Raw genomic sequence first — 20,315 nt, 5'->3', positions numbered from 1 at the left:
AATTTTCAATCATCATTCTGAATGACCTAATTATTTGCTCCGGCCACGCCGGTTTCATTATTTTAGTTTTTCCAGCGTTTGCCATACTTGATAAAGTCCACGAGGCACATGAAAGCAACCCTTCCACTTTCCACCCTTTAACGGCAATAAAACTTCGCCGCGGCGGTTCAGATAACCAAACCATTCATCATGTTCCGGATCGGCAAAGTGCGACCAGGTATAATCGTGTACTTTTTGGAACCATTGCAGGCATTCATTATTCCCTGTATGTTTATACGCTTTAATAAGGCTAATAAGAGTTTCGATATGAACCCACCACAATTTCTGATTCCACTCCAATTGCTGCGGTGGGTGCCCTTTGATATCCAAAAAGTAATATATTCCACCGAACTCTTCATCCCAGCCGTACTTTAAGGTGTCGAGCATTATTTTCACCGCCTTTTGCATTAGTGCATCATCCTTACGGCGTTCGGCCAGGTCCATGATAAACCACATGGCTTCAATGGCATGTCCGGGGTTCATGAGTCGCCCATCAAAGGAATCGGAAAAACTTCCATCGGGTTTCACATTTTCCAAAATCAAGCCTGTGTCCGGCTGGTAAAACACTTCCATCACTTCGTGAATCACCTTGTCCATGGTTTGCTCCACCAACTCTTCGGGCAGCAGGTGTTCAATTTCGAGCGACAGGTTGCACAATATCATAGGCAGCGAAAAACCTTTTAGCGGACGGGTGCCATCAACCAGCTTGTTGTATTGCCCTTTGGGATTATTTTGTCGTGCCAGGATATTATCAAAAGTCTGCTTGGCCACATCGGCATATTGTTGCTTACCGGTAGCCCGATACAATTGCCCAAATGCCATCGTTGCAAAACAGTCGGAAAAAATATTGTAGGGTTGCACCAGGGGTTTTCCTTCGCGGGTAAGCGAAAAATACCAGTTCAATTGACCGTCATGACCATTGTCCATCAAAAAACGGGCACCATGTTCTGCCATTTCGAGCCATTCGGCCTTTTTCTCCACCCGGTTGTACAAGGAGGAGAACATCCATACTTCACGTGCCTGAAGCCATACAAACTTGTCGGTATCAAACACTTTCCCTTCTCGGTCGAGGCAGGTAAAATATCCTCCAAACTCTTCGTCCTTTGAGTTTTTCTCCCAGAAAGGAATCACCTTTTCCAAAAGTTCCTTCCGGTATTGTAATGCTAATTTTTTAAAATCCACACCCATGATTTTTTTCTTAAATTTTTGAAAATAACGCTTCCATATTTAATGCCCGAACATCGGCTTCAAATGCTTTATAAGCTTCTTTTGTCATGTTTTGCACCGGCGAGCGGAATTCACCACACTCCATTCCTACATAGCGCATATAGGCTTTTCCGGTGGCAATACCGCCGTATTTGCCCAACAAACGAATCATATCAATCGACTGCTGTTGCAACTGACGTGCTTCAGCAAAGTTACCTTTATCATAAGCTTTAATCAACTGGTGGTAGAGCGGTGCAGCGTAGTTAAAGGTACTTCCAACACCACCTCGGGCTCCCAGTACCAGAGCCGGCAATAGGTTTTCGTCACGTCCCCAAAGCATATCGTATTTTCCCTCCCGGTAACTCATACAGCTTAGGAAATCCATAAAATCTTCGTGCGTGTATTTAATGCCGGCAAGGTTAGGTATCATGGAATCTGCGGCTTGCAGGAACTCGTACATCGACACATTACAGCCCGTAAGTACCGGAATATGGTAAAAGTAAACCGGAAGCTGGGGCACCGCCTCTGCAATTTTGGCACAGAACTCAGCCAACTGCTTTCCACTGGCAGGCTTAAAGTAGTAAGGAGCTAAAATGGAGATGGCATCAACGCCCAGCTCTGCAGATGATACAGCACTAGCAATACTTTCTTCATACGAAGTTCCGCCTACCAGATTGATAACCTTTAATGCTTTGTCCTTATTTTGAGCCGTCCAGGCTGCGGTAATTTTCACTTTTTCATCATGCGAAAGAGAAACACCTTCGCCGGTCGATCCATTGATAAAAGCACCTGTAATTCCGTTTTTTTGTAAAAATTGGAAATAAGCAGGTATCTTATCAATATTCAATTTCCCATCGGCCTGCATTGGGGCAAACGGTGCCGCAATTAATCCTTCCATCTTTTTCATCCTTGTATTTTTTTGTTAAAATGTATTTTGTTTTTCTATGTAATCCTGATATTTTTGATTTTGTTACTTTTGTTCTCCGTTCCGCCGCAAAGTCACAATGCAGCTTTTATTTGGTTTGTAATGCGTCGGGATAAGACTATTAGAGAATCCCCGGGTTAAAACCCGGTGTTATTCAATGGCAACTCCTCCAATGTTTAATCGACTTCATTTTTTTTTAAAACTCCAAAGGAGTTAGCCTTTTGTAGGTGACTCCCCATTAGCTGTTTCCGATACAGCATACTCCCTTAGGTTTTAAATTCCCTGCTTATTGTTTTAAACAGTATCGTTCACAACCAATAGTCACCTATAACAAAGGTCTTATTATTTGGGCCCATAACATGTAGCCTGCCCCGGTAAGGTGCAGGCCGTCATTAGTGTATTTTTCGTTCATCAGGTTATCATTTTCGTTTTTAAAATGCACAAACAAATCAACAAACTCTGCCGGATGATCTGCACACCAGTCTTGCAGGCGATCGTTAATCCATATAATGTCGTTTGTTTTTGAACAATGACCGCTAAACTTATTAAAAACCGGGTTCACGGGTAAAATGCTCTGCACATATACCTTTGTTTTTGGCGATTGCGTTTTTATGCGCATGGCTATTTCGCCAATATTCGCAACGATAGTGTCCTTACTGATGCCTCGGGCCAAATCGTTTACGCCGATAAGTAAAAATACTTTGGCCGGTTTTGATTCGGTCACTTCGGCCAAACGGTATAAAACACCCTCGGTAACATCGCCGCTAATACCCCGGTTGCGAACCCGCTTATTGCTCAGCAGCTCAATCCATTCGCCACCGTCGGTTATGCTGTTGCCCAGAAATATGATTTCTTTTTTGCTGTTGGGTAATTCCTCAAACAGGGTTTTGCGTTGATGATAATAAGTACTGAACCTATTGTCCTGCGCCAATAACTCCGCATCGAAAATTTGACAAAGAAAGGCCAGCAAAAAGGCGACAAGAAATTTATGGGATATTGCTTTCATGCTATATTTAATATATTTCAATTATAATTTTTGTATATCTAAAATCACTAATCTGCTATCGCGTCAAAGACCGGGCCGGCACACATCCTTTAGGTTTTTCTTAAAACCATAAATGGTACTTAATTAAAATGGATAATTAATCTGAAACGTTGACATGGGCACCCCATCCTCGTTTATCAGATTACCTTGCGAATAAGGTTTCCATCCGTATCGCACGCAGCTAATATCTCCTTCTTTATTTTCTATTATAATCGCATTACCTTTCAATGTAGCCTTAGCAGGATGAAACAATCCATCCGTACCGGCTACTTGCAATTCCCTCAGCGGCTCACCGTCGAAAGTACGTAACTCCTTTGTATTATCAAGGCTAATCCTTAAAGTTCCCTTGTGAGAATGCACGTTTTTAATCTTAATATTTCCGTGTGGTCTCTCTTCTTTCCCATAGAGCTGATGTAATGCCAAACGGGCAAAGCGTTCGCCAACAGGCTGCTTTTGGGTGGGATGCACATCCGTTTCGTCGCCCACATCGCTGGTAACTACCATGTCGGTATGGGGTATTTGTTGAGCCAAGCGCCTTTGGCTGTCCCGGAAACGAGGCCAACCAGGCCGGTTCAACGACGATAGTTGGGCAAAATAAAAAGGCAGATTTGGACGGTCCCATGCCCTTCGCCAGCTATCTAACAAGGCAGGGAATAAAACCTCGTGCAGCTCCACATTATGGGCATTCGATTCGCCCTGGTACCAGAGCACACCTTTTATCGGAAATCCAACCAAACGCCGGATACCCGCTTCATAAAGATAAGCGGGTTGATAAGGATGATGCTGACCTTTATTCGATGCTTGTTTTATGTTGATTGCGGCACGCTCCCGGCACCACATCATAATGTGGTCGTTGTTTTTCCAATCGTAAAGCATGTTTACCAGTGCCGGATTAAACTCTATGGTCTTTCTATCTATCCATGTTTCGGTTGGCGAACCTCCTACGGCCATCTGAATTAATCCTATGGGCACGTTTAGCTCAGCCTCCAGCTCACTGCCAAAATACCAGGCAATGGCCGAAAAGTTCGGCAAGGATTCTTTGTTGGCCACAGCCCATTGTCCTTGCAAATATTCCAAATTGTTTACTCCGATTAAGATAGTGCTGTCCCATGCCGTATTGTTTGTGGCTGCCAAGGATTTAAAATGCAACAAGCGTATATTTTGAGGGATTTGCTGTTTTAGGGCTTTGTCACCATTTGCCGATTGCTGTAACTGAAATTCCATATTGGATTGCCCTGAACAAAGCCAAACCTCCCCAAACATTACATCCTTATAAACCAGTTTTTCGGAGCTATCCTCTATGATTAATGCATAGGGACCGCCTGCAGCCATTGCCGGTAATTCTACGCGCCATTTGCCATCAGCACCTGCAATGGATGAACGTTGCTTACCGTTCAGCTTTACACGTACCTTTTCGCCCCTATTGGCCGTTCCCCAAACAGGGATGGTGGCATTTCGTTGCAACACCATATGATCGCTAAATATAGCAGCGGGCTGTAAGCCACCAAAGTCTCCCGTCAGATGCTGATAGGCCAAATTGGCCATGATAGTAGCGCCCTCCTTAACAGGATGCAGCGCATCCGGAAAAAGGTCGGGGCGGGCATAAAGCGGGGTGTGCCAATCGATAAGGCGGGCGCCCGTATTTTTTGCCACCACCTCAATAGTCTCCTGTATTTGCCAAAACCAATCGCGCGTACCCGATTTAAAACGGGGGTGGGTATGGAATATGGGTGTCAACCGCCCAATCCACACTTCGGGAGTAGTGCCATCGGAACGTTTAAAACTTTGGATCAAAGCCATGTAATCGGAAATGAATTCGTCGCGGTAGTTAGGCCAATTGCGCGGGTCGGTATCGTTGAGCCCCAAAGATATAATGACAACATCGGGATGGAACTGCATTGCCGCTTCAAACTCCGGCTGCTGCATATAGGGGCGGTGCCCATTGCGCAAAAGGGTGGCGCCGCTCCTACCAAAGTTGCCTACTACATAATCATTGCCCAGCAAGCCTTGCAGTTGCGCGGGATAACTATTTTGTTCTCGATTTTCAATACCATAGCCATAGGTAACGCTATTGCCCACACACGCCACCTTGATGGGCTGAGCACATAAAGTGACGCCGAGGAACCAAATAGCAATAGTGGTGAGAAATTGTGATAGTTGTTTTATCATGATGTTATTGATGATAATGATTGTTGCATTAAAATATCAATTTACAATACAGATTGCGCTATTAATAGTAGTGGCTGAAGCCGATTGCCTACTACCACATACCCCATCCTAAAAAGGCGGAGTTAAAAATCTTTCCTATTTTATGTTTCGGTTAAAACCGATGTGCTTGATGAAACGAATACACGACATGAATGCCATGCCTAATTATAAAAAACAGAAAGCGTGATTTCAGATTTGTTTTATAAATTACGAAAATTACAACACACAATATGGGTTGTTACACATGTTTGGCTTTAGCCCACATCTTTCCTTACAATATCAAACCCATAAGGTTTTATAACTACGGTCGATAATCGCGCTTGGGCGAATACACAATGTTATCGAGGGCTTTATTGCCATCGGGGGTGACGAGGACCGCATTAAACATCCATTTTACCAATCGCACCTCCTTTGTTGTAAACTGGCCCACGGGCAGTTTCAATAATATTTTATTCCATCCCTTTTGCAAGGTAACCAGCTGCGGTTTTTGCCCCTCCCAATTCTCGTTTCGCAGGGCTATTTCGTTGGTTTTTTCTGCGTGATCGTTATCCCAAACGGGCGGGGACAGGGCAATGTCGTTCAGCCATATTTGGCTCTCTTTATAATCCCATTTACCCTGTGGCGGTGGCAGATCTTTTTCGGAGCGGGAATAATTTTGAAAACGTACCTGTAGGCCTGCTTCCTGTTTAAGGGGCGAATATACCCAGGTGTAGGCATAAGCCGTATGGTTGGGTTTGGGATCGGAATAGAAAGCAGGAATCAAAGTACCCCAAACATGCCGCAAATAAATCCCTGCACCGATGGCTTGGTGTGTTTTGTAGGTATTGCCCTCGTATTCGTATTGTAACTTCAGCTCCTCTTCAGGCGGAAACACGCTAGCCAAATCTCCCCCATTGGGGAAGGCATCGGTGATATGCCATTTAACATTAGTTTGCCTGATATATGGAAAGGGTTCGTCTTTAAACGTGCTGTGTTTATAATGCAGCAGCCTGTCTTCAAAATTTTTAAAGGATGTAAAATCGGCACTTCCCTCCGCTCCAATCTGCAAGCTTCGATCGTAAAAATATTGTTCCCGCCCGCCTTTCCATGCACTTTCGGCAAGGGTGAGCATGCTGGGGTAAAAACTATTGGTAGCCAAAATTTCCTCCACGGAATCTACGTGCCTGTCGTTCCAAAGGGCAACAATACTACCGGCTATATCGGGGCTGCCTTGTTTTGCTTTGGCAATACTGCTGTGGTACAAGCCCACTAAATCGGCAAAGGTATCGTAGTGGTTGATGTAATGCAGTCGCGAGTCAATGGCCGGGATGCCCGGATGCAGCTTTCCGCCTGAGCTCCACATTTGTATCATGTCTATTTCCCCGGTTTTATAATTCCAGCCGGGGTTCCAGCTGATTACCTTTTTACCGTGAGCGCGGATGTAGGCCACCATTACCGGTACAAAATCGGGGTTACTAAAACGTACCTCATCGGTACCGATATGCAGGTAGGGCACATCGGCAAAAATATCACCTATTTCGTCAATCAATGGTCGCAGTAGTTGCATGCCTTCGGGCGATTGCATATCATGACCCAAGGCACGGGTAAAAGCAGCACTGTGGCCGGGCATATCAATTTCGGGTATCAGCAGTACCTGATGCTCCTGGCAGAATTTCACCAACTCTTTGGCTTGCTCAATGGTGTAATACTTGCCCGGTAAGCGTTCAAAATTGCTGCTATCGGTCAATTCGGGATAAACTTTGCTTTGCAGGCGCCAGCCAATATCTTCGGTGAGGTGCCAGTGGAACACATTGATTTTAAACTGCGATAGCAAGGCGATTTGTTTTTTCAGTTCTTCAAAGGGTAAAAAGCCCCGCCCCACATCGTGCATGAAACCGCGGACACGGAAAGCCGGCCAATCCACTACTTCACATTCGCGCAGCATAAAGCCATCCGCGGCGGCAATTAATAACTGACGGAGTGTTTGAACAGCCCAATAGGCACCCTGTTCCGAAACAGCTTCTATATTTATTTTGCCATCGGCTACCGTTAATTTATAGGCCTCGTTTTGATTTACTGTGGTTCCCTGGATCCTGTCCACATAATTCAGACGCAACTTTGTTTTGGACTTACGCTTTACATTCAATCCTATATCGCCTATCCATGATGCAAGCTGCTCCTTGTGTTTTTTGGAGGATATGGAAACATCAGCCACCGTAACCCAATGGGAACCGTAGCTAATTTTTTGGGGTGTGGGAAGTAGGTGGGGAAAAGACTCAGCGACAACCATAAATGGGGAAAAGCTAAGAAGGAAAACGATAAATAAAATGAACGTATGCTTATATTTCATGGTAGATGATTGTTTAAAGTATGTCACTAATTAAAACGATATAATTCTCATCATTTCAAAGACAATACAAGGTTAATGCGTAAAGCTTGGGGTCGAATTATTGATCTCGCTTTGGTTTTTTGTAAGTATCCTTACCATCGGTTAACCACTCCAGGCTAAAACTCACGAATGGATTTTCCTTGTATCCATCTTTCTCGAAAAAGAGGCCTATGTCGCCATTTTTTAATTTAGTTAATGAGGAGTACGCTGACCCTTTTTTATAAATTGTTTTTCCTTTGGACCATGTAAGACCCTCATCGTAACTGATACGTACCGTCATTTTCTTTCTTCCCTTTTTCTTTTTTGCATTGGCAAAAAGCAAACGATTTTTCTGGTAGCCATCCTCAATAGCCGTGTAGCGTATTATGCTCGCATTGCATCCCGGATCAACCAATGCCGGTTCAGCTCGCGATTCCCATGTAGTACCCTGGTCGGACGAAACATGTACATACCTCATGCCTTTTCCGTTTACCCTGCTGTTGATCATCCATCGTCCGTCTGCCAGCTCCACTATTTTTGATTCGTTGGCCGGTTTGATAGGGGTATCGATAAAAAACCAGGATTGGCCATGATCGTCGCTACCAAACACATGCAGTCCGCTGTTTAGGTTGACCATGCAATGCAACAGTCGTCCGTCGCGGGTTTGGATACCTCTGCCCGAAGTAATAAATTTAAAATCTTTGTGCCAACCGGGCTTGGCTATCTGCGAGGTAATATCCTCCGGCTTACTCCATGTTTTACCATTGTCGGTACTTTTTGACACGTGCATATAATACACATCCCTTTCTTTGTCCAAATCCATACAGTTATAGAAAAGGAAGATTTCCCCGGTCACCTCATCCACGATCATGGAAGGGTCGGAGGCGGATTTACCCAACGGAAAGTCAACTATGGTTTCCATTTTACTCCACGTCTTTCCGTTGTCTTTGCTACGCCTTACAACAATGTTGATATCTTTATTCCTATTTAGGTCGTTACACGAGGGCACCCGTTCGTCCATGGCACAAATTAAATCGCCGTTGGGTGCCGTAACAATGGTTGGTATTCTGTAACAGGACACTTCGGGGTTTGTTGAAGCGTTAAACAGGTCGTGCGTTTCCTTTAGTCCTTCTTCAAATTGAGCATTATACTGCGCCAACAAGGGAAGTGATATGAAGAGGGGTAATAAAAAAATCAGGTTTTTCAATGGAGCAATTTTTATTGTATTAAATTAAAACAGATGACTATTCGCACTGCCCGATCCCATTAAACGTGTTGCATAATAATAACGACCATTATCCTTCAACCATGTCTTTTAAGATGCATTTGACTGATAAATTCGAAAATTTATATATCGCTTACCTGCCTGCCGCTGGGCCGGGAACTAAATTTGTCATGCTATTAGCACACGGTATTTATCCCGAGTACTAATAGCATGACAGTTTTTAACACGCATCTTATTTGATGTCGTTAATAATATCCGTGACGGGTACTTTCTGGAAAAACAGCTCCTTTACACCCTCGTACAGGATTCCTACCGTATTATCATCAACCATAGTAAGACAGGAATACCCAAAACCGCCGGTTTGGTTTAGCTCCAGCTCATAGGGCCAAGTCATGCCATCGTCCAGGCTGGCTTTAATGGTCATGTTGGTCCGGTGCTTTTTATTATTGGGATTGGAGAAAAACAGCACATGCTGTGTTTTACCGTCAATTTTTACAGGCGCACTGATAAAGCCGGCCATACAGTTGGGTTCGGGCAGAGCACTATTGGATGAAGGATGTATCTGCCAGGTTTTCCCCAAGTCCTTTGTTGTGGCCACGGCTCTTCCGTTGGTTTCTGATTTATCTTTGCGGTTGCGGTCGTCACGCATGTTCAGCATCAGGGTACCATCACTCAGGGTGGCTACCTGCGCTTCGGTGGTGTTGGATTTGGCACCTGTGCCTATGGTCCATGTTTGCCCCTGATCCTTACTGTACACGATGGTGGAATGACAAGTATATTGTCCACCGTCTAAGGCTTTCTCGCCAATATCGGCTTTAAACTGTGCCGGAAACACCAGCGTACCATCTTCCAGGGTGATACCCCGACCAGGCCCTTGCAGCAACAATTGCCAGGCCGGATCTTTTATTTGCTCCGTAATATTTATAGGATCAGACCAGGTAAGGCCGTCATCTGTGCTTTTAGCAATCATAAACTGCCCCGTTACGTCAGGTTTCATACCCGGCTGAGAAGCCCACCAGGCCATTTGATTATGGTCGTATCCACTGAGCCACAAGGCGGCTACCCATAAGGTATTGGTGGTATGATCGTATAATACACTGGGGTCGGTTATTCCGTTAAGCCTCTCGGATCTACCTCCCCATTCGCCCATATCCATAATCACCTGCATGGGCTGCCAGGTTTGGCCACCATCCGTGCTACGGCTCATGCCAATGTCAATATCTTCCTGCAAGTCCTTACTGTTGTTGTAGCGGTTATCATACACAGCTATCAATGTACCCGCACTTGTAGTTACGAGACCGGGTATGCGGTAGGTATCGCAGTTATCCTGTCCGGCGGCGCGTGTTACATTGCCCAATCGCCATGTGGCGTTATCATCGGTAAAGGATTGGCTTACCATTTTTTCGTTGTCGAAATGACATTCGATATTTTTGATGAATATTTTTTCGCTTATGCTGATGTCGCTGTTAACGCTCAGCGAAAGGCTAAATTTATTGTCGCCGTTTTTTAAGGCCTGTGTACCATTTATGATTATTGCTTGATTATTGACAACGGCTTTGCCAAATGCCTGTTTCTGCTCCCCATCATGGTATAAAAGCGTTAGCTCTTTTAACTGTCCCAGGGGGGTTGCCCCGGCAAAAGATATCTTTACAGCATTCAAGGCGGCAACGCTATCGCTTTGGATGTTGAACTCTAAAAGTTTGTTTTCGCTTTTTTCGACCAGCACGGGAACCCGCAGGGTTTGCACCGTTAGTTCTTTACTGTCGTCGAGCGTTTTGCTTGCGGTACATGCCCCCAGCAACAGGCTTAAGATTAAAAGGGATAGAAAGGATAATCGCATAATATGTATTTTTAAAAATAAGTTATTCGGCCTCCCCAAAAAGGGAAGGCCGAATAGATTGGAATGAGATAAGCCAATAAAGTTACACATTTAACATCCAACTCAGATGGCTTATAATAAGTAATAAACAAAAAACTTATTACCTAATTTTAATAGCTTAGTAACCTTCTGTTTGTACCAGCTGGTCATCATTGGCCAACATACTTTCTGATATAGGATAATAAATTTTGTAAGCTTCAGCCCCACTAAGTGCGTCAAGCTCGTCAAAAACAATACCGTCGCCTGCTCTTACCAAATCCCACCAGCGTTTTCCTTCGCCAATAAATTCCTTGTATCGCTCCTCCAGGATGGCTTTGGTATTTTCCTCTTGTGAGGCATTGACATATTCATTACCACTGAAATTATCGCCGTAAGCGCGTTCCCGTACTTCGTTTATCTCAGCGGATGGATCTTCGCCCAGGTTGTTTTTTGCTTCGGCCAACATAAGCAGCACATCGGCATAACGATACAGGGGCACGTTATTGTGGTTAAACCTTGAACCGTCATCGCCAATAATGCCCAAAAACTTTTTAAGTATAGCTCCGCTATAACTTGCTTCACCAGGTACAAAAGGAATATGCACGGCACCATCGGTGTACATTTTAATAAATGTGTTGCTTCTTTGGTCGTCCATATCATCCAATAAAATATTTGTTTTATCTGTTGGCCCAAACCTACTGGCACCATTCACAACCAAATCCCCTAAAGGTTGACCTGCAGCATCACTTAAAGGTGCAATATCAACTGCTCTGGCCGTAAACGAACCGTAAAAATTATCGGCCTGATCCTGCTGATAATCAAAGGCAAAGATAAACTCATTGTTAAATTCATTCCCTTGCCCCCATAGTTCATTGTAAGGCACCAAGGCATGACCACTCACATCATTCAATGCAGTTTTCGCTTCAGTAAAATCGGCATTTCCGCCTCCCAATACTTTTCCCGACCATAGGTAAGCATCACCTTTTAAAGCTAAGGTAGCTGGTTTTGACCAATAAACGTTTTTCTCGTTCCACATGCTATTATCCGTACCAAAGTATTCCAGTGATTTTGCAATATCTGCTTTAACCTGAGCCATTACTTCACTTTTAGGTGAGCGCGGTTTTTTTAATGTTTCCAGGTTCACTTCCAATAGCGGCTCCGTATTAATAGGTACATCGCCCCATGCCCTAAGCATCGTATAATAAACATGGGCACGCATACCATATACCTGTCCTAACAAGTGATTTAAATCGCCTTCGTTTTTAAAGGCTACGTTAGGGGCATTCTTTAAAAAATCATTGATATAATGTATCAATCCGTAAAAATTAGCCCAGTTACCAAAGGGTACATTTGTTGCACTAATATTGTTGTTGATTAAATCAACTTCTGATGGCGATTCAATGGTGTTACCGCCCCAAACGTCGGATCTAATTTCTCCCATCCGCCACAATGTATAGGCATAATCGCGATACTTGGAAACTATCCCGATGTGGGCTGCCCTGGCCGCCTCTTCGGTATCCCAGAAGCCATTATAGGTCAATTCGCTTTCAGGCTGCATATCCAGCTCGCACGAGCCAAGCAATGTGACAGCCAAAAATAATATGATATATTTTATTTTCTTCATCTTTTCAGTATTTTATGATTAAAAGGTAACATTCACACCCAAGGTTAAGGTCCGTGGCAATGGGAATCTTCCGTAATCTATTCCACCACTCGGAGCTTCAGGCGAACTTCCGGAGAATCCATTGAAGTAGGCCAGATTAGTTCCCGTCAAATACAATCTTACATTACGGAAAGCATCGTTGGCAACTTTTCCACTAAGGTTATAGCTTAGGGTTACTTCCCTTAAGGCAAAATAGTCACCTTTCTCCCACATTCTTGAACTACTACTCGAAAGGGAGCCTTGGTCTCCTCCCGCTGCCAGGTGGTTTCTTTGCCTATCCACCAAAGTAAAAATCGGAATATTAGATGTTGGGTTGTCAGCTGTCCACGAGTCTCTGATTTCGAGCGGCCCGTTCTGGTTACCCTGCGTTTGGGCAATACCTTTAACCCTGCGGCCATTGATAATATAATGACCTACAGCAAAATCGGTTTTAACAAAAAGGTTAAAGTTTTTATAAGTTAAATCGGAGGTTATACCACCGGTAAAATCAGGTGTTACCCTACCTATTACTTTCCTATCCAGGTAATTTATCACACCGTCGCCATTCAAGTCTTTCCAGCGTGCATCCCCCAGGAAGCGTGTATCCTTTTGGGTAGCAAACTCAACTACCCTGCCGGCATGTTCGTCGATATCGGCTTGTGTTTGATAAACCCCATCGAATACATAGGCAGTAACCACGTCGTACCCTACGCGTTCTCCTTCTTGCAAACCACCGACATACTTGGTATCGCCGGTAGCAGGATCATAGATCTCCGTTCCACCTTGCCTATTCTTCTCCACATCATTAAAGGGTAGCTCTTTGGCAAAATTACGTACTGAATAATAGGTAAGCCCCATATTCCAGGTTAGTGCATCCGTTTTTACTACATCGGCATTCAACTGCAGCTCCAATCCTTTATTCCGTAGGGTTCCGTTATTGGTTGTTATCCCGGAGAATCCTGTCCAAAGCGGTAGCGTTAAATTAGCCAGTTTATCTTTAACATCTCTGACAAAATAGTCGGCCATAAGGGTAATACGACTGTCTAAAAAGCCAATATCCAATCCCATATTAAAAGTTGTGGAACGCTCCCATTTTAAATCGAGCAATGGTAACCTGTTGTTCACATAACCCGATTGCGTATCGTATACTGTTGTGGTTGCATAAGTTCCGAACACCCCAAAGTTAGATAGTATTTCAATATTACCGTTTACACCATAGCTGAGGCGAGGTTTAATGCTGTTTACAATAGAACTCACATTAGAGTCTCTAAAGAAATCTTCGTTATGTATATTCCAACCTATGGACACACCGGGAAAAAAATCATATTTATTGTTCCCCAATCGGGTGGCTCCATCGCGGCGGAAAGTTAAACCCAACAGATACTTATAGTCATAATCGTAATTTACTTGACCAAAAAAAGAAGCGATCTCATAGCCCGATCTAAATGAATATGGAATACCTGAAGCTTCAGACCCCACATTCATGGTATAAATTAAATCCGTTGGCGAAAGACGGGTTGCCGCGTTCATGCTAAATGTATTCTCTCTGAAATACTCTACCCCAACAAGTGCATTTACATTATGTACATCATTGAATCGTTTTCTATAACTCAACAATCCAGTAACCTGATTTCGCATTGTCCTTTGATGTGAAACAGCAGATCTTCTATCCGTATTTAATCGGCCCGAACTAAGGTATGCTTTATTAAACGACTCATTAGAGTTATTAATTGCAAAGTGGCTACCCCGAAGCGTTGCTGTAAAGTCATTTAAAAACTTATAATCCAATTGAACCGACCCTGTAAGACGCTGCTCAATGTTGGAACGAACAAATTTATCGCGATAGTAAAGCGGATTACCAAAACCTACATAGGTACCCGGCTGATACTCGTCGGATAGACTCCCGTCCGGATTATTGTTATAAATACGAGAGGTAGGCGCCAGACCTGCCGTACGCTGAAATAAGTTGTAATCCGTATCGAAAGGTAAGTTGCGATTGGAGTGGGCATAGATAATATTAGATGATACCTTGAAGTTATCAGATAATTTATAGGAAGCATTAAAGGTTCCGGAATAACGTTTAAAAGCAGAACCAAATACCAATCCTTCATCATCCAACATACCAAGACCAAGATAATAGGTTCCCTTATCGTTACCGCCGTCGAAAGACAGACTGTAATCCTGGGCATTGCTATCCTGATAAAACAATTCGTTCATTTTGTTCTCCTGATAAATCAGGGTTGAACCCGGATTGATAGGGTCTTCCATGGTTTGCCAACCTTCATAATCTAAGAGGTATCTGTTGGCGTCTGACAACACCATGGTGGTATAAATTGAATTGGTAGTGTTGTTACCTGTTGCTGCGGCATGAGCTCCTGTAACAAACTGATCGAGCCATGCATAACCCATTACATCCTGAGCGGCCCTTACCCCCAAGCGATTAAATTTTATATAGTCGGCCGCACCCAGGTACTCCATGGGATCGTCGCGGCGATAGTTGGTTGTAAATTTGGATCTGAAAGTAATGTTTGATTTTCCGGACTTTCCTTTTTTTGTGGTTACCAAAATTACACCGTTGGCAGCCCTGGCACCATAAATGGCAGTTGATGCGGCATCCTTAAGCACCTCCATCGATTCAATATCGTCGGAGTTTAAGGCGTAGAACGACCCGGGAACACCGTCAATCAATATCAAAGGTGAACCTGATCCGTCAAAATCGGTTCCACCGCGCACTACCAAAGTAGGCGTAGATCCCGGCTGACCGGTAGTTTGGGTTACTTGCAAACCGGCAATAGTACCCTGCAGCGCTGTTGCCGCGTTCGAGCGCGGAGCACTTTCGAGCACTTTAGTATCCAACTTTGCAATGGATGTGGTCATCTCGGCACGCGATTGTGTTGAGTAACCTGTTACCACCACCTCTTCTAATCTTTTCAGCTCTTCCTGAAGCACAACATTAATCTTCTGCTGATCACCCACCAGTACTTCCTGAGAAGTAAACCCAATAAATGAAAACACTAAGGTCTCTTCCGGGCTAGCATTAATTGAATAATTTCCGTCGAAATCGGTAATTGTGCCGGATGTAGTACCCTTAACCAATACGGTTACACCAGGAATTGGCTCTCCGGTCTGGTCTATCACAGTACCTGTAATCAGGCTTTGAGCGATTAGTCCGCTCCCTATCAACCAGGGAAGCAGCAGGATAAAGCTTATCCTTTTTTTCAATAGTCTCATTTTCATAATTGTTGATTTAATTAACTATAACTAACTTTTTCTCCTTTTATTTCACCTATAAATTTTGCCTTATGTAGGACATAAGACGCAACAAAAGTATGAAATAAATTTTTTTGTACAAATTTTTTTTACACTTTTGTAACACTTTTAAACATCTTGATATTTTATTCTATGCCTCTAAGTAATAAATTAAACATCCCAAAAATAGATTCGAGCAGCCTTGTGGACAAAGTAGAGGAAGCTCTAATAGATTTATTGATTTCGAAAAAATTGAATCCCGGCGACACCATCCCCAAGGAGATGGAGCTGACCCAAATGCTCGGCGTTTCGCGCACCGTAATACGGGAATCGCTGGGTCGACTGAAGAGCCTGGGTCTGATTGAATCTATTAAGCACAAAGGCACCATCATAAGAAGCCCTAACTTGTTGCACCAATTAAAAAAGAGTTTCATCCCCAACATATTGGATCAGGCAACTTTAAAGGATGTATTCGAGATTCGTCTGGTATTGGAAATTGGTATGGGTGATTTAATATTCCAACGCTTAAAAAAAGAAGACATCGAAGAGCTGGAGGAGATAGTCAAAGCCGAACCCAACACCCCGGAAGATATTCACTTTGAAATAGAACACGAGATAAAATTCCACGGTAAATTATATGAGATGTCAGGCAACCAGACCCTGATGGATTTTCAAAGTCTGCTACTTCCCTCGTTCCGTTATGTTTACGACTCGGAGCTGATTAACAGCCCCAGCTCCGATAAAAAATGGGTTTCGCACAGCGACTTGGTGGATATACTAAAAACCGGCACACCCAATAAATTCCGTAATGCTATGCGCAAGCATTTAGACAGGCATTTCAGAGGATATTTTATGGGAGCAAAAAAGGTTTAGGACGGTATTTGATGTGCGGTATTCAGTGTACGGGGAAAAGATGGAAGATGATTAGTAGGTAAAAGCGAGAGGCATGGAGTGGAGAACGGTTAGCGTAGTACATTGTGGCAAATTAGTAGTGAGTAGTGAGCTGGCGTTTGTTGCGTCGGATAATTGTTGCATTATTACTAAGCAACATGGTTTAGTAAAGAACAGAAAAGGCGCAAAACTCCACCATCTACGACTGGTATTTTTTACTCAGGGAGCAATAAAGCAGTAGTAAGTTGCAACAAGCTTTTGCACCTTATTTTTAAAACTTATCTTAGCTGTCTAAAATACAAATCACAATTCACAATTATGTCCATGATCCACAAATTAAGCCTTATCGTTATTATGGCAGTTGCTTTTTCTTGCACGCCAACAGGCAACCATTCGCCTATCCATTTAATTCCAGAGCCTTTATCAATAAATACCGATTCCCAGGGTGATTTTATGCTTGCCGTAAATACGGCCATCGTTATTTCAGATTCGACTATGCTGCCGGCTGCTGAACACCTGAAGGAAATATTAAAAACTGAACTGCCCATAAAATGGGATACTGAGGTAGAGAAAATTAAACCGTCAATTGTAATGCGTTACGATATAGCTCTGGATTCCTTATCGCCGGAGGGCTATATACTAGACATCAACAAAAAAAATATTTCCATAAGTTCAGGCGGCCCCAGCGGATTGTTTTATGCTGCAGAAAGCATCCGTCAACTGTTGCCTGCGCACAGCGAAACAGGTTCATCCGTGGTCTCTGTAATTCCGGGTGTCAAAATAACGGATGCACCACGCTTTGCCTGGCGCGGTTTGCATCTTGATGTCTCGCGGCACTTTATGCCTCTGGATTTTATCAAGAAGTACATCGATTATATGGCCATGCACAAACTCAATGTTTTCCATTGGCATCTTACCGATGGAATTGGCTGGCGCATAGAAATAAAATCGCACCCCGAACTGACCGACATTGGCGCCTGGCGAAAAGTTAAAGAAGGTAAACGCCCCTGGCAGGATTTTGAGGTCTGGCGCAAAGGCGACACAGAACCCAAATACGGCGGTTTTTACACACAGGAAGAAATACGCGAAGTGGTTGCCTATGCCCAAGACCGCTTTATTACTGTATTGCCCGAAATTGAACTGCCCGGCCACTCCGAGGTAGTGATGCAATGTTTTCCGGAATTATTGTGTACAAATACGCAAGGACAAGCATTAAAGAATACGGGCGTTTATTGTGCCGCTAACCCCAAAAGTTATCAACTGCTCGAGGATGTGATTGACGAAGTGCTTGAGCTGTTCCCCTCGGAATACATACATATTGGTGGCGACGAAGTAGCCAAGGACAACTGGAACAGTTGTGCCAAGTGCGGGAAGATGATGAGAGCCAACAATTACGATGCCCAGCAATTACAGAGTCATTTTGTGAACCACTTTGACAACTACCTCAAAAACAAAGGCCGCAAACTGATGGGATGGCACGAGATATTAGAAGGCGAACTGTCGCCCTCGGCATCCATCATGTATTGGGGAGGCCACGATGGAACGGCAGATGCTCTAAGGGAAAATCATCCCACGGTACTCACCCAGGGGTCGCATCTATACTTCGATCATTATCAAAGCCTGAGCGCACAAGAACCAAAAGCCTTTGGAGGTTTTGCCCCCCTTAAAAAGGTATACGAGCTGGAGCCGGTACCGGAAGAGCTGGAGCCACAATACACGCAAAATGTATTGGGCGTGCAGGCCAATTTATGGACCGAATATATGCCAACGCCACAACGTATCGAATACATGCTATTCCCGCGCATAGCAGCTTTGGCCGAGATTGCCTGGAGCGGAAAGTCCCAAAAAAGCTGGCCGCATTTCCGGAATAAGATGAACAGTATGCTGAAGCGCTATGATGCGATGGGGCTTAATTATGCCACGAGCGCTCTGCGCCCGGAGATCCGATTTGAACTGCAACAAGATAGCAGGCAGTTGAAAGTAACATTGAACACCGAGTTGCATACCGATATTTATTACACCACCGATGGGAGCGAACCCAATTTAACCACCGCAACATTATACACGGAGCCATTTTATTTAGACAAGGCAGTTACCGTAAAAGCAATTGGCATAAAAGATGGCAAAGCAACGGGTAAGCCGGAAATAAGAGAGGCCAGATTGCACAAAGCTATTGGATGCGAGATAGAACTACACTCCACACCCAACGAGAGGTATGCCGCACAAGGAGGAAGCACATTGGTAAACGCTGATTTTGGCGGTAACAAATGGGGCAATGGAAAATGGTTAGGCTTTTTAAACAAGGATTTTGAAGCTACCATCACCTTCGAGCAAGCCACCACCATTGAAAAAGTGGCTCTCAGCTGCATAGAAGAAACAGGCTCCGGCATTTATCTGCCCAAGGGAATGGAAATACAAGTTTCAATAGATGGCAAAAATTTTGAAACAGCCGGAACATGGTCATCTGAACGAAAGGGTGACATCGCCATAACGCCGGAAGTGATTAACGAAGAGATTACAGTAAGCTTTAATCCCATCCAATGCAAGTACCTGCGTATTAAAGCACCATATCATCAAATTAAAGATCAAGGCGTTTTTATGTTTATAGATGAAATAATTGTTCAGTAAGACAAAGCCTACAACTACCCAGTCTGCTTTTTCGAGCCTCATAATATACTCCCCGCCTTTAAAATGCGGGGAGTTAATATGGCTCAATAATGGAATAATGCTTTGCACGATTGAAAAATAATGACTGGAGTATCTGTGAATATTCCCCCTTTCCCAAAGGGGGTAGTGAATGTAGTTGCTTGATAAATACAAGTGCAGGGGGATTTTTTTGTAGATGAGAAGAGGCGTATTTCAATGAAAATGCCGTCTGTTATATTGCCCTAATCCACAACCACCCCGTCTGCTTTTTCGAGCCTCATAACATACTCCCCGCCTTTAAAATGCGGGGAGTTAATATGGCTCAATAATGGAATAATGCTTTGCACGATTGAAAAATAATGCCTGGAGTATCTGTGAATATTCCCCCTTTCCCAAAGGGGGTAGTGAATGTAGTTGCTTGATAAATACAAGTGCAGGGGGATTTTTTTGTAGATGAGAAGAGGCGTATTTCAATGAAAATGCCGTCTGTTATATTGCCCTAATCCACAACTACCCAGTCCCGCGCCTGACCCGTATATCCTTTATGATGCATATTGTGCTTTTCCAAACGCGACGCCAATCCATCGCAGGTATACCCGATGTAATATTTGTTTTTTGAAGGAGAATGCAGGATGTAGAAGTGGCAGGACATGAAACGCTTTAGCTTACTTAAAAAAGAAAAGGAAGTCATATTTCTATAACTCCCTCCTATTCCGTGGGCGATGAGGGATCCGAACCCCCGACCCTCCCGTGGTAAAATCCACGGGATGCACCCAGGCAAACAGACTAATCACCCTGTATCAATCTTAAAACCCTGCTTCTGCTTTTCCAGCCTTTTACCTCACGTTCGCGAGCATAAGCTTCCGTTTTGGTAGCATACTCTTCTGAATACGCAAGCACCCAGTCCCGCGCCTGACCCGTATATCCTTTATGATGCATATTGTGCTTTTCCAAACGCGACACCAATCCATCGCAGGTATACCCGATGTAATATTTGTTTTTTGAAGGAGAATGCAGGATGTAGAAGTGGCAGG

General features: G+C 43.9%; 13 protein-coding genes and 1 tRNA gene. 2 read left to right on the top strand and 12 right to left on the bottom strand.

Translation table 11 applies throughout. From position 1 onward, the window contains the following. Positions 1-57: 57 nt before the first annotated feature. The 9 genes from FN809_RS14920 to FN809_RS14880 all read right to left on the bottom strand — a co-directional run bounded on the left by FN809_RS14920 (position 58) and on the right by FN809_RS14880 (position 15,732). Complete coding sequence (locus FN809_RS14920) at positions 58-1,221, bottom strand: AGE family epimerase/isomerase (RefSeq protein WP_142534340.1); 1,164 nt, start codon at positions 1,219-1,221, stop codon at positions 58-60. Between the two features lie 16 nt (positions 1,222-1,237). Then, entirely contained in the window at positions 1,238-2,152 is a 915-nt protein-coding gene (locus FN809_RS14915; protein WP_142534339.1) for a dihydrodipicolinate synthase family protein, read from the bottom strand. A 343-nt stretch (positions 2,153-2,495) separates the two neighbouring features. After that, positions 2,496-3,176 carry a GDSL-type esterase/lipase family protein gene (locus FN809_RS14910; protein ID WP_142534338.1) on the bottom strand — a complete coding sequence of 227 codons (681 nt, stop codon included), beginning with the start codon at positions 3,174-3,176 and terminating at the stop codon, positions 2,496-2,498. 123 nt (positions 3,177-3,299) lie between these two features. Beyond that, the gene (locus FN809_RS14905; protein ID WP_142534337.1) at positions 3,300-5,384 is read right to left on the bottom strand and encodes a GDSL-type esterase/lipase family protein; all 2,085 of its coding nucleotides are present in this window, start codon (positions 5,382-5,384) and stop codon (positions 3,300-3,302) included. A gap of 340 nt (positions 5,385-5,724) precedes the next feature. Beyond that, entirely contained in the window at positions 5,725-7,752 is a 2,028-nt protein-coding gene (locus FN809_RS14900; RefSeq protein ID WP_142534336.1) for a family 20 glycosylhydrolase, read from the bottom strand. A 97-nt stretch (positions 7,753-7,849) separates the two neighbouring features. Continuing rightward, positions 7,850-8,977, bottom strand: a complete 1,128-nt coding sequence (locus FN809_RS14895; RefSeq protein WP_142534335.1) for a sialidase family protein — start codon at positions 8,975-8,977, stop codon at positions 7,850-7,852. 250 nt (positions 8,978-9,227) lie between these two features. Beyond that, complete coding sequence (locus FN809_RS14890; protein ID WP_185957577.1) at positions 9,228-10,835, bottom strand: sialidase family protein; 1,608 nt, start codon at positions 10,833-10,835, stop codon at positions 9,228-9,230. Between the two features lie 157 nt (positions 10,836-10,992). Beyond that, complete coding sequence (locus tag FN809_RS14885) at positions 10,993-12,477, bottom strand: RagB/SusD family nutrient uptake outer membrane protein (RefSeq protein ID WP_142534333.1); 1,485 nt, start codon at positions 12,475-12,477, stop codon at positions 10,993-10,995. An 18-nt stretch (positions 12,478-12,495) separates the two neighbouring features. Then, positions 12,496-15,732: a SusC/RagA family TonB-linked outer membrane protein gene (locus FN809_RS14880; RefSeq protein ID WP_142534332.1), complete on the bottom strand. Its 3,237-nt coding sequence runs from the start codon at positions 15,730-15,732 to the stop codon at positions 12,496-12,498. A gap of 165 nt (positions 15,733-15,897) precedes the next feature. Between FN809_RS14880 and FN809_RS14875 the strand changes: the two genes are divergently transcribed. Both FN809_RS14875 and FN809_RS14870 read left to right on the top strand, forming a co-directional pair. Next, the gene (locus tag FN809_RS14875) at positions 15,898-16,617 is read left to right on the top strand and encodes a FadR/GntR family transcriptional regulator (protein ID WP_142534331.1); all 720 of its coding nucleotides are present in this window, start codon (positions 15,898-15,900) and stop codon (positions 16,615-16,617) included. Between the two features lie 342 nt (positions 16,618-16,959). After that, complete coding sequence (locus tag FN809_RS14870; protein WP_185957576.1) at positions 16,960-19,263, top strand: beta-N-acetylhexosaminidase; 2,304 nt, start codon at positions 16,960-16,962, stop codon at positions 19,261-19,263. A 517-nt stretch (positions 19,264-19,780) separates the two neighbouring features. Here FN809_RS14870 and FN809_RS18235 read toward each other — a convergent pair. The 3 genes from FN809_RS18235 to FN809_RS14860 form a co-directional block, all read right to left on the bottom strand. Continuing rightward, positions 19,781-19,933, bottom strand: a complete 153-nt coding sequence (locus tag FN809_RS18235) for a GIY-YIG nuclease family protein (RefSeq protein WP_142534329.1) — start codon at positions 19,931-19,933, stop codon at positions 19,781-19,783. Between the two features lie 64 nt (positions 19,934-19,997). After that, positions 19,998-20,077: transfer RNA gene (locus FN809_RS17785), tRNA-OTHER, on the bottom strand. Further along, on the bottom strand, positions 20,068-20,315 hold a 248-nt coding region (locus tag FN809_RS14860; protein WP_142534328.1), incomplete at its 5' end, for a GIY-YIG nuclease family protein. The genes FN809_RS14860 and FN809_RS17785, both read right to left, overlap by 10 nt.

The organism is Saccharicrinis carchari (genome assembly GCF_900182605.1).
Lineage (GTDB): Bacteria > Bacteroidota > Bacteroidia > Bacteroidales > Marinilabiliaceae > Saccharicrinis > Saccharicrinis carchari.
The sequence above is the reverse complement of the archived record's forward strand: the minus strand, read 5'-3'. Positions and strand labels throughout refer to the sequence as shown.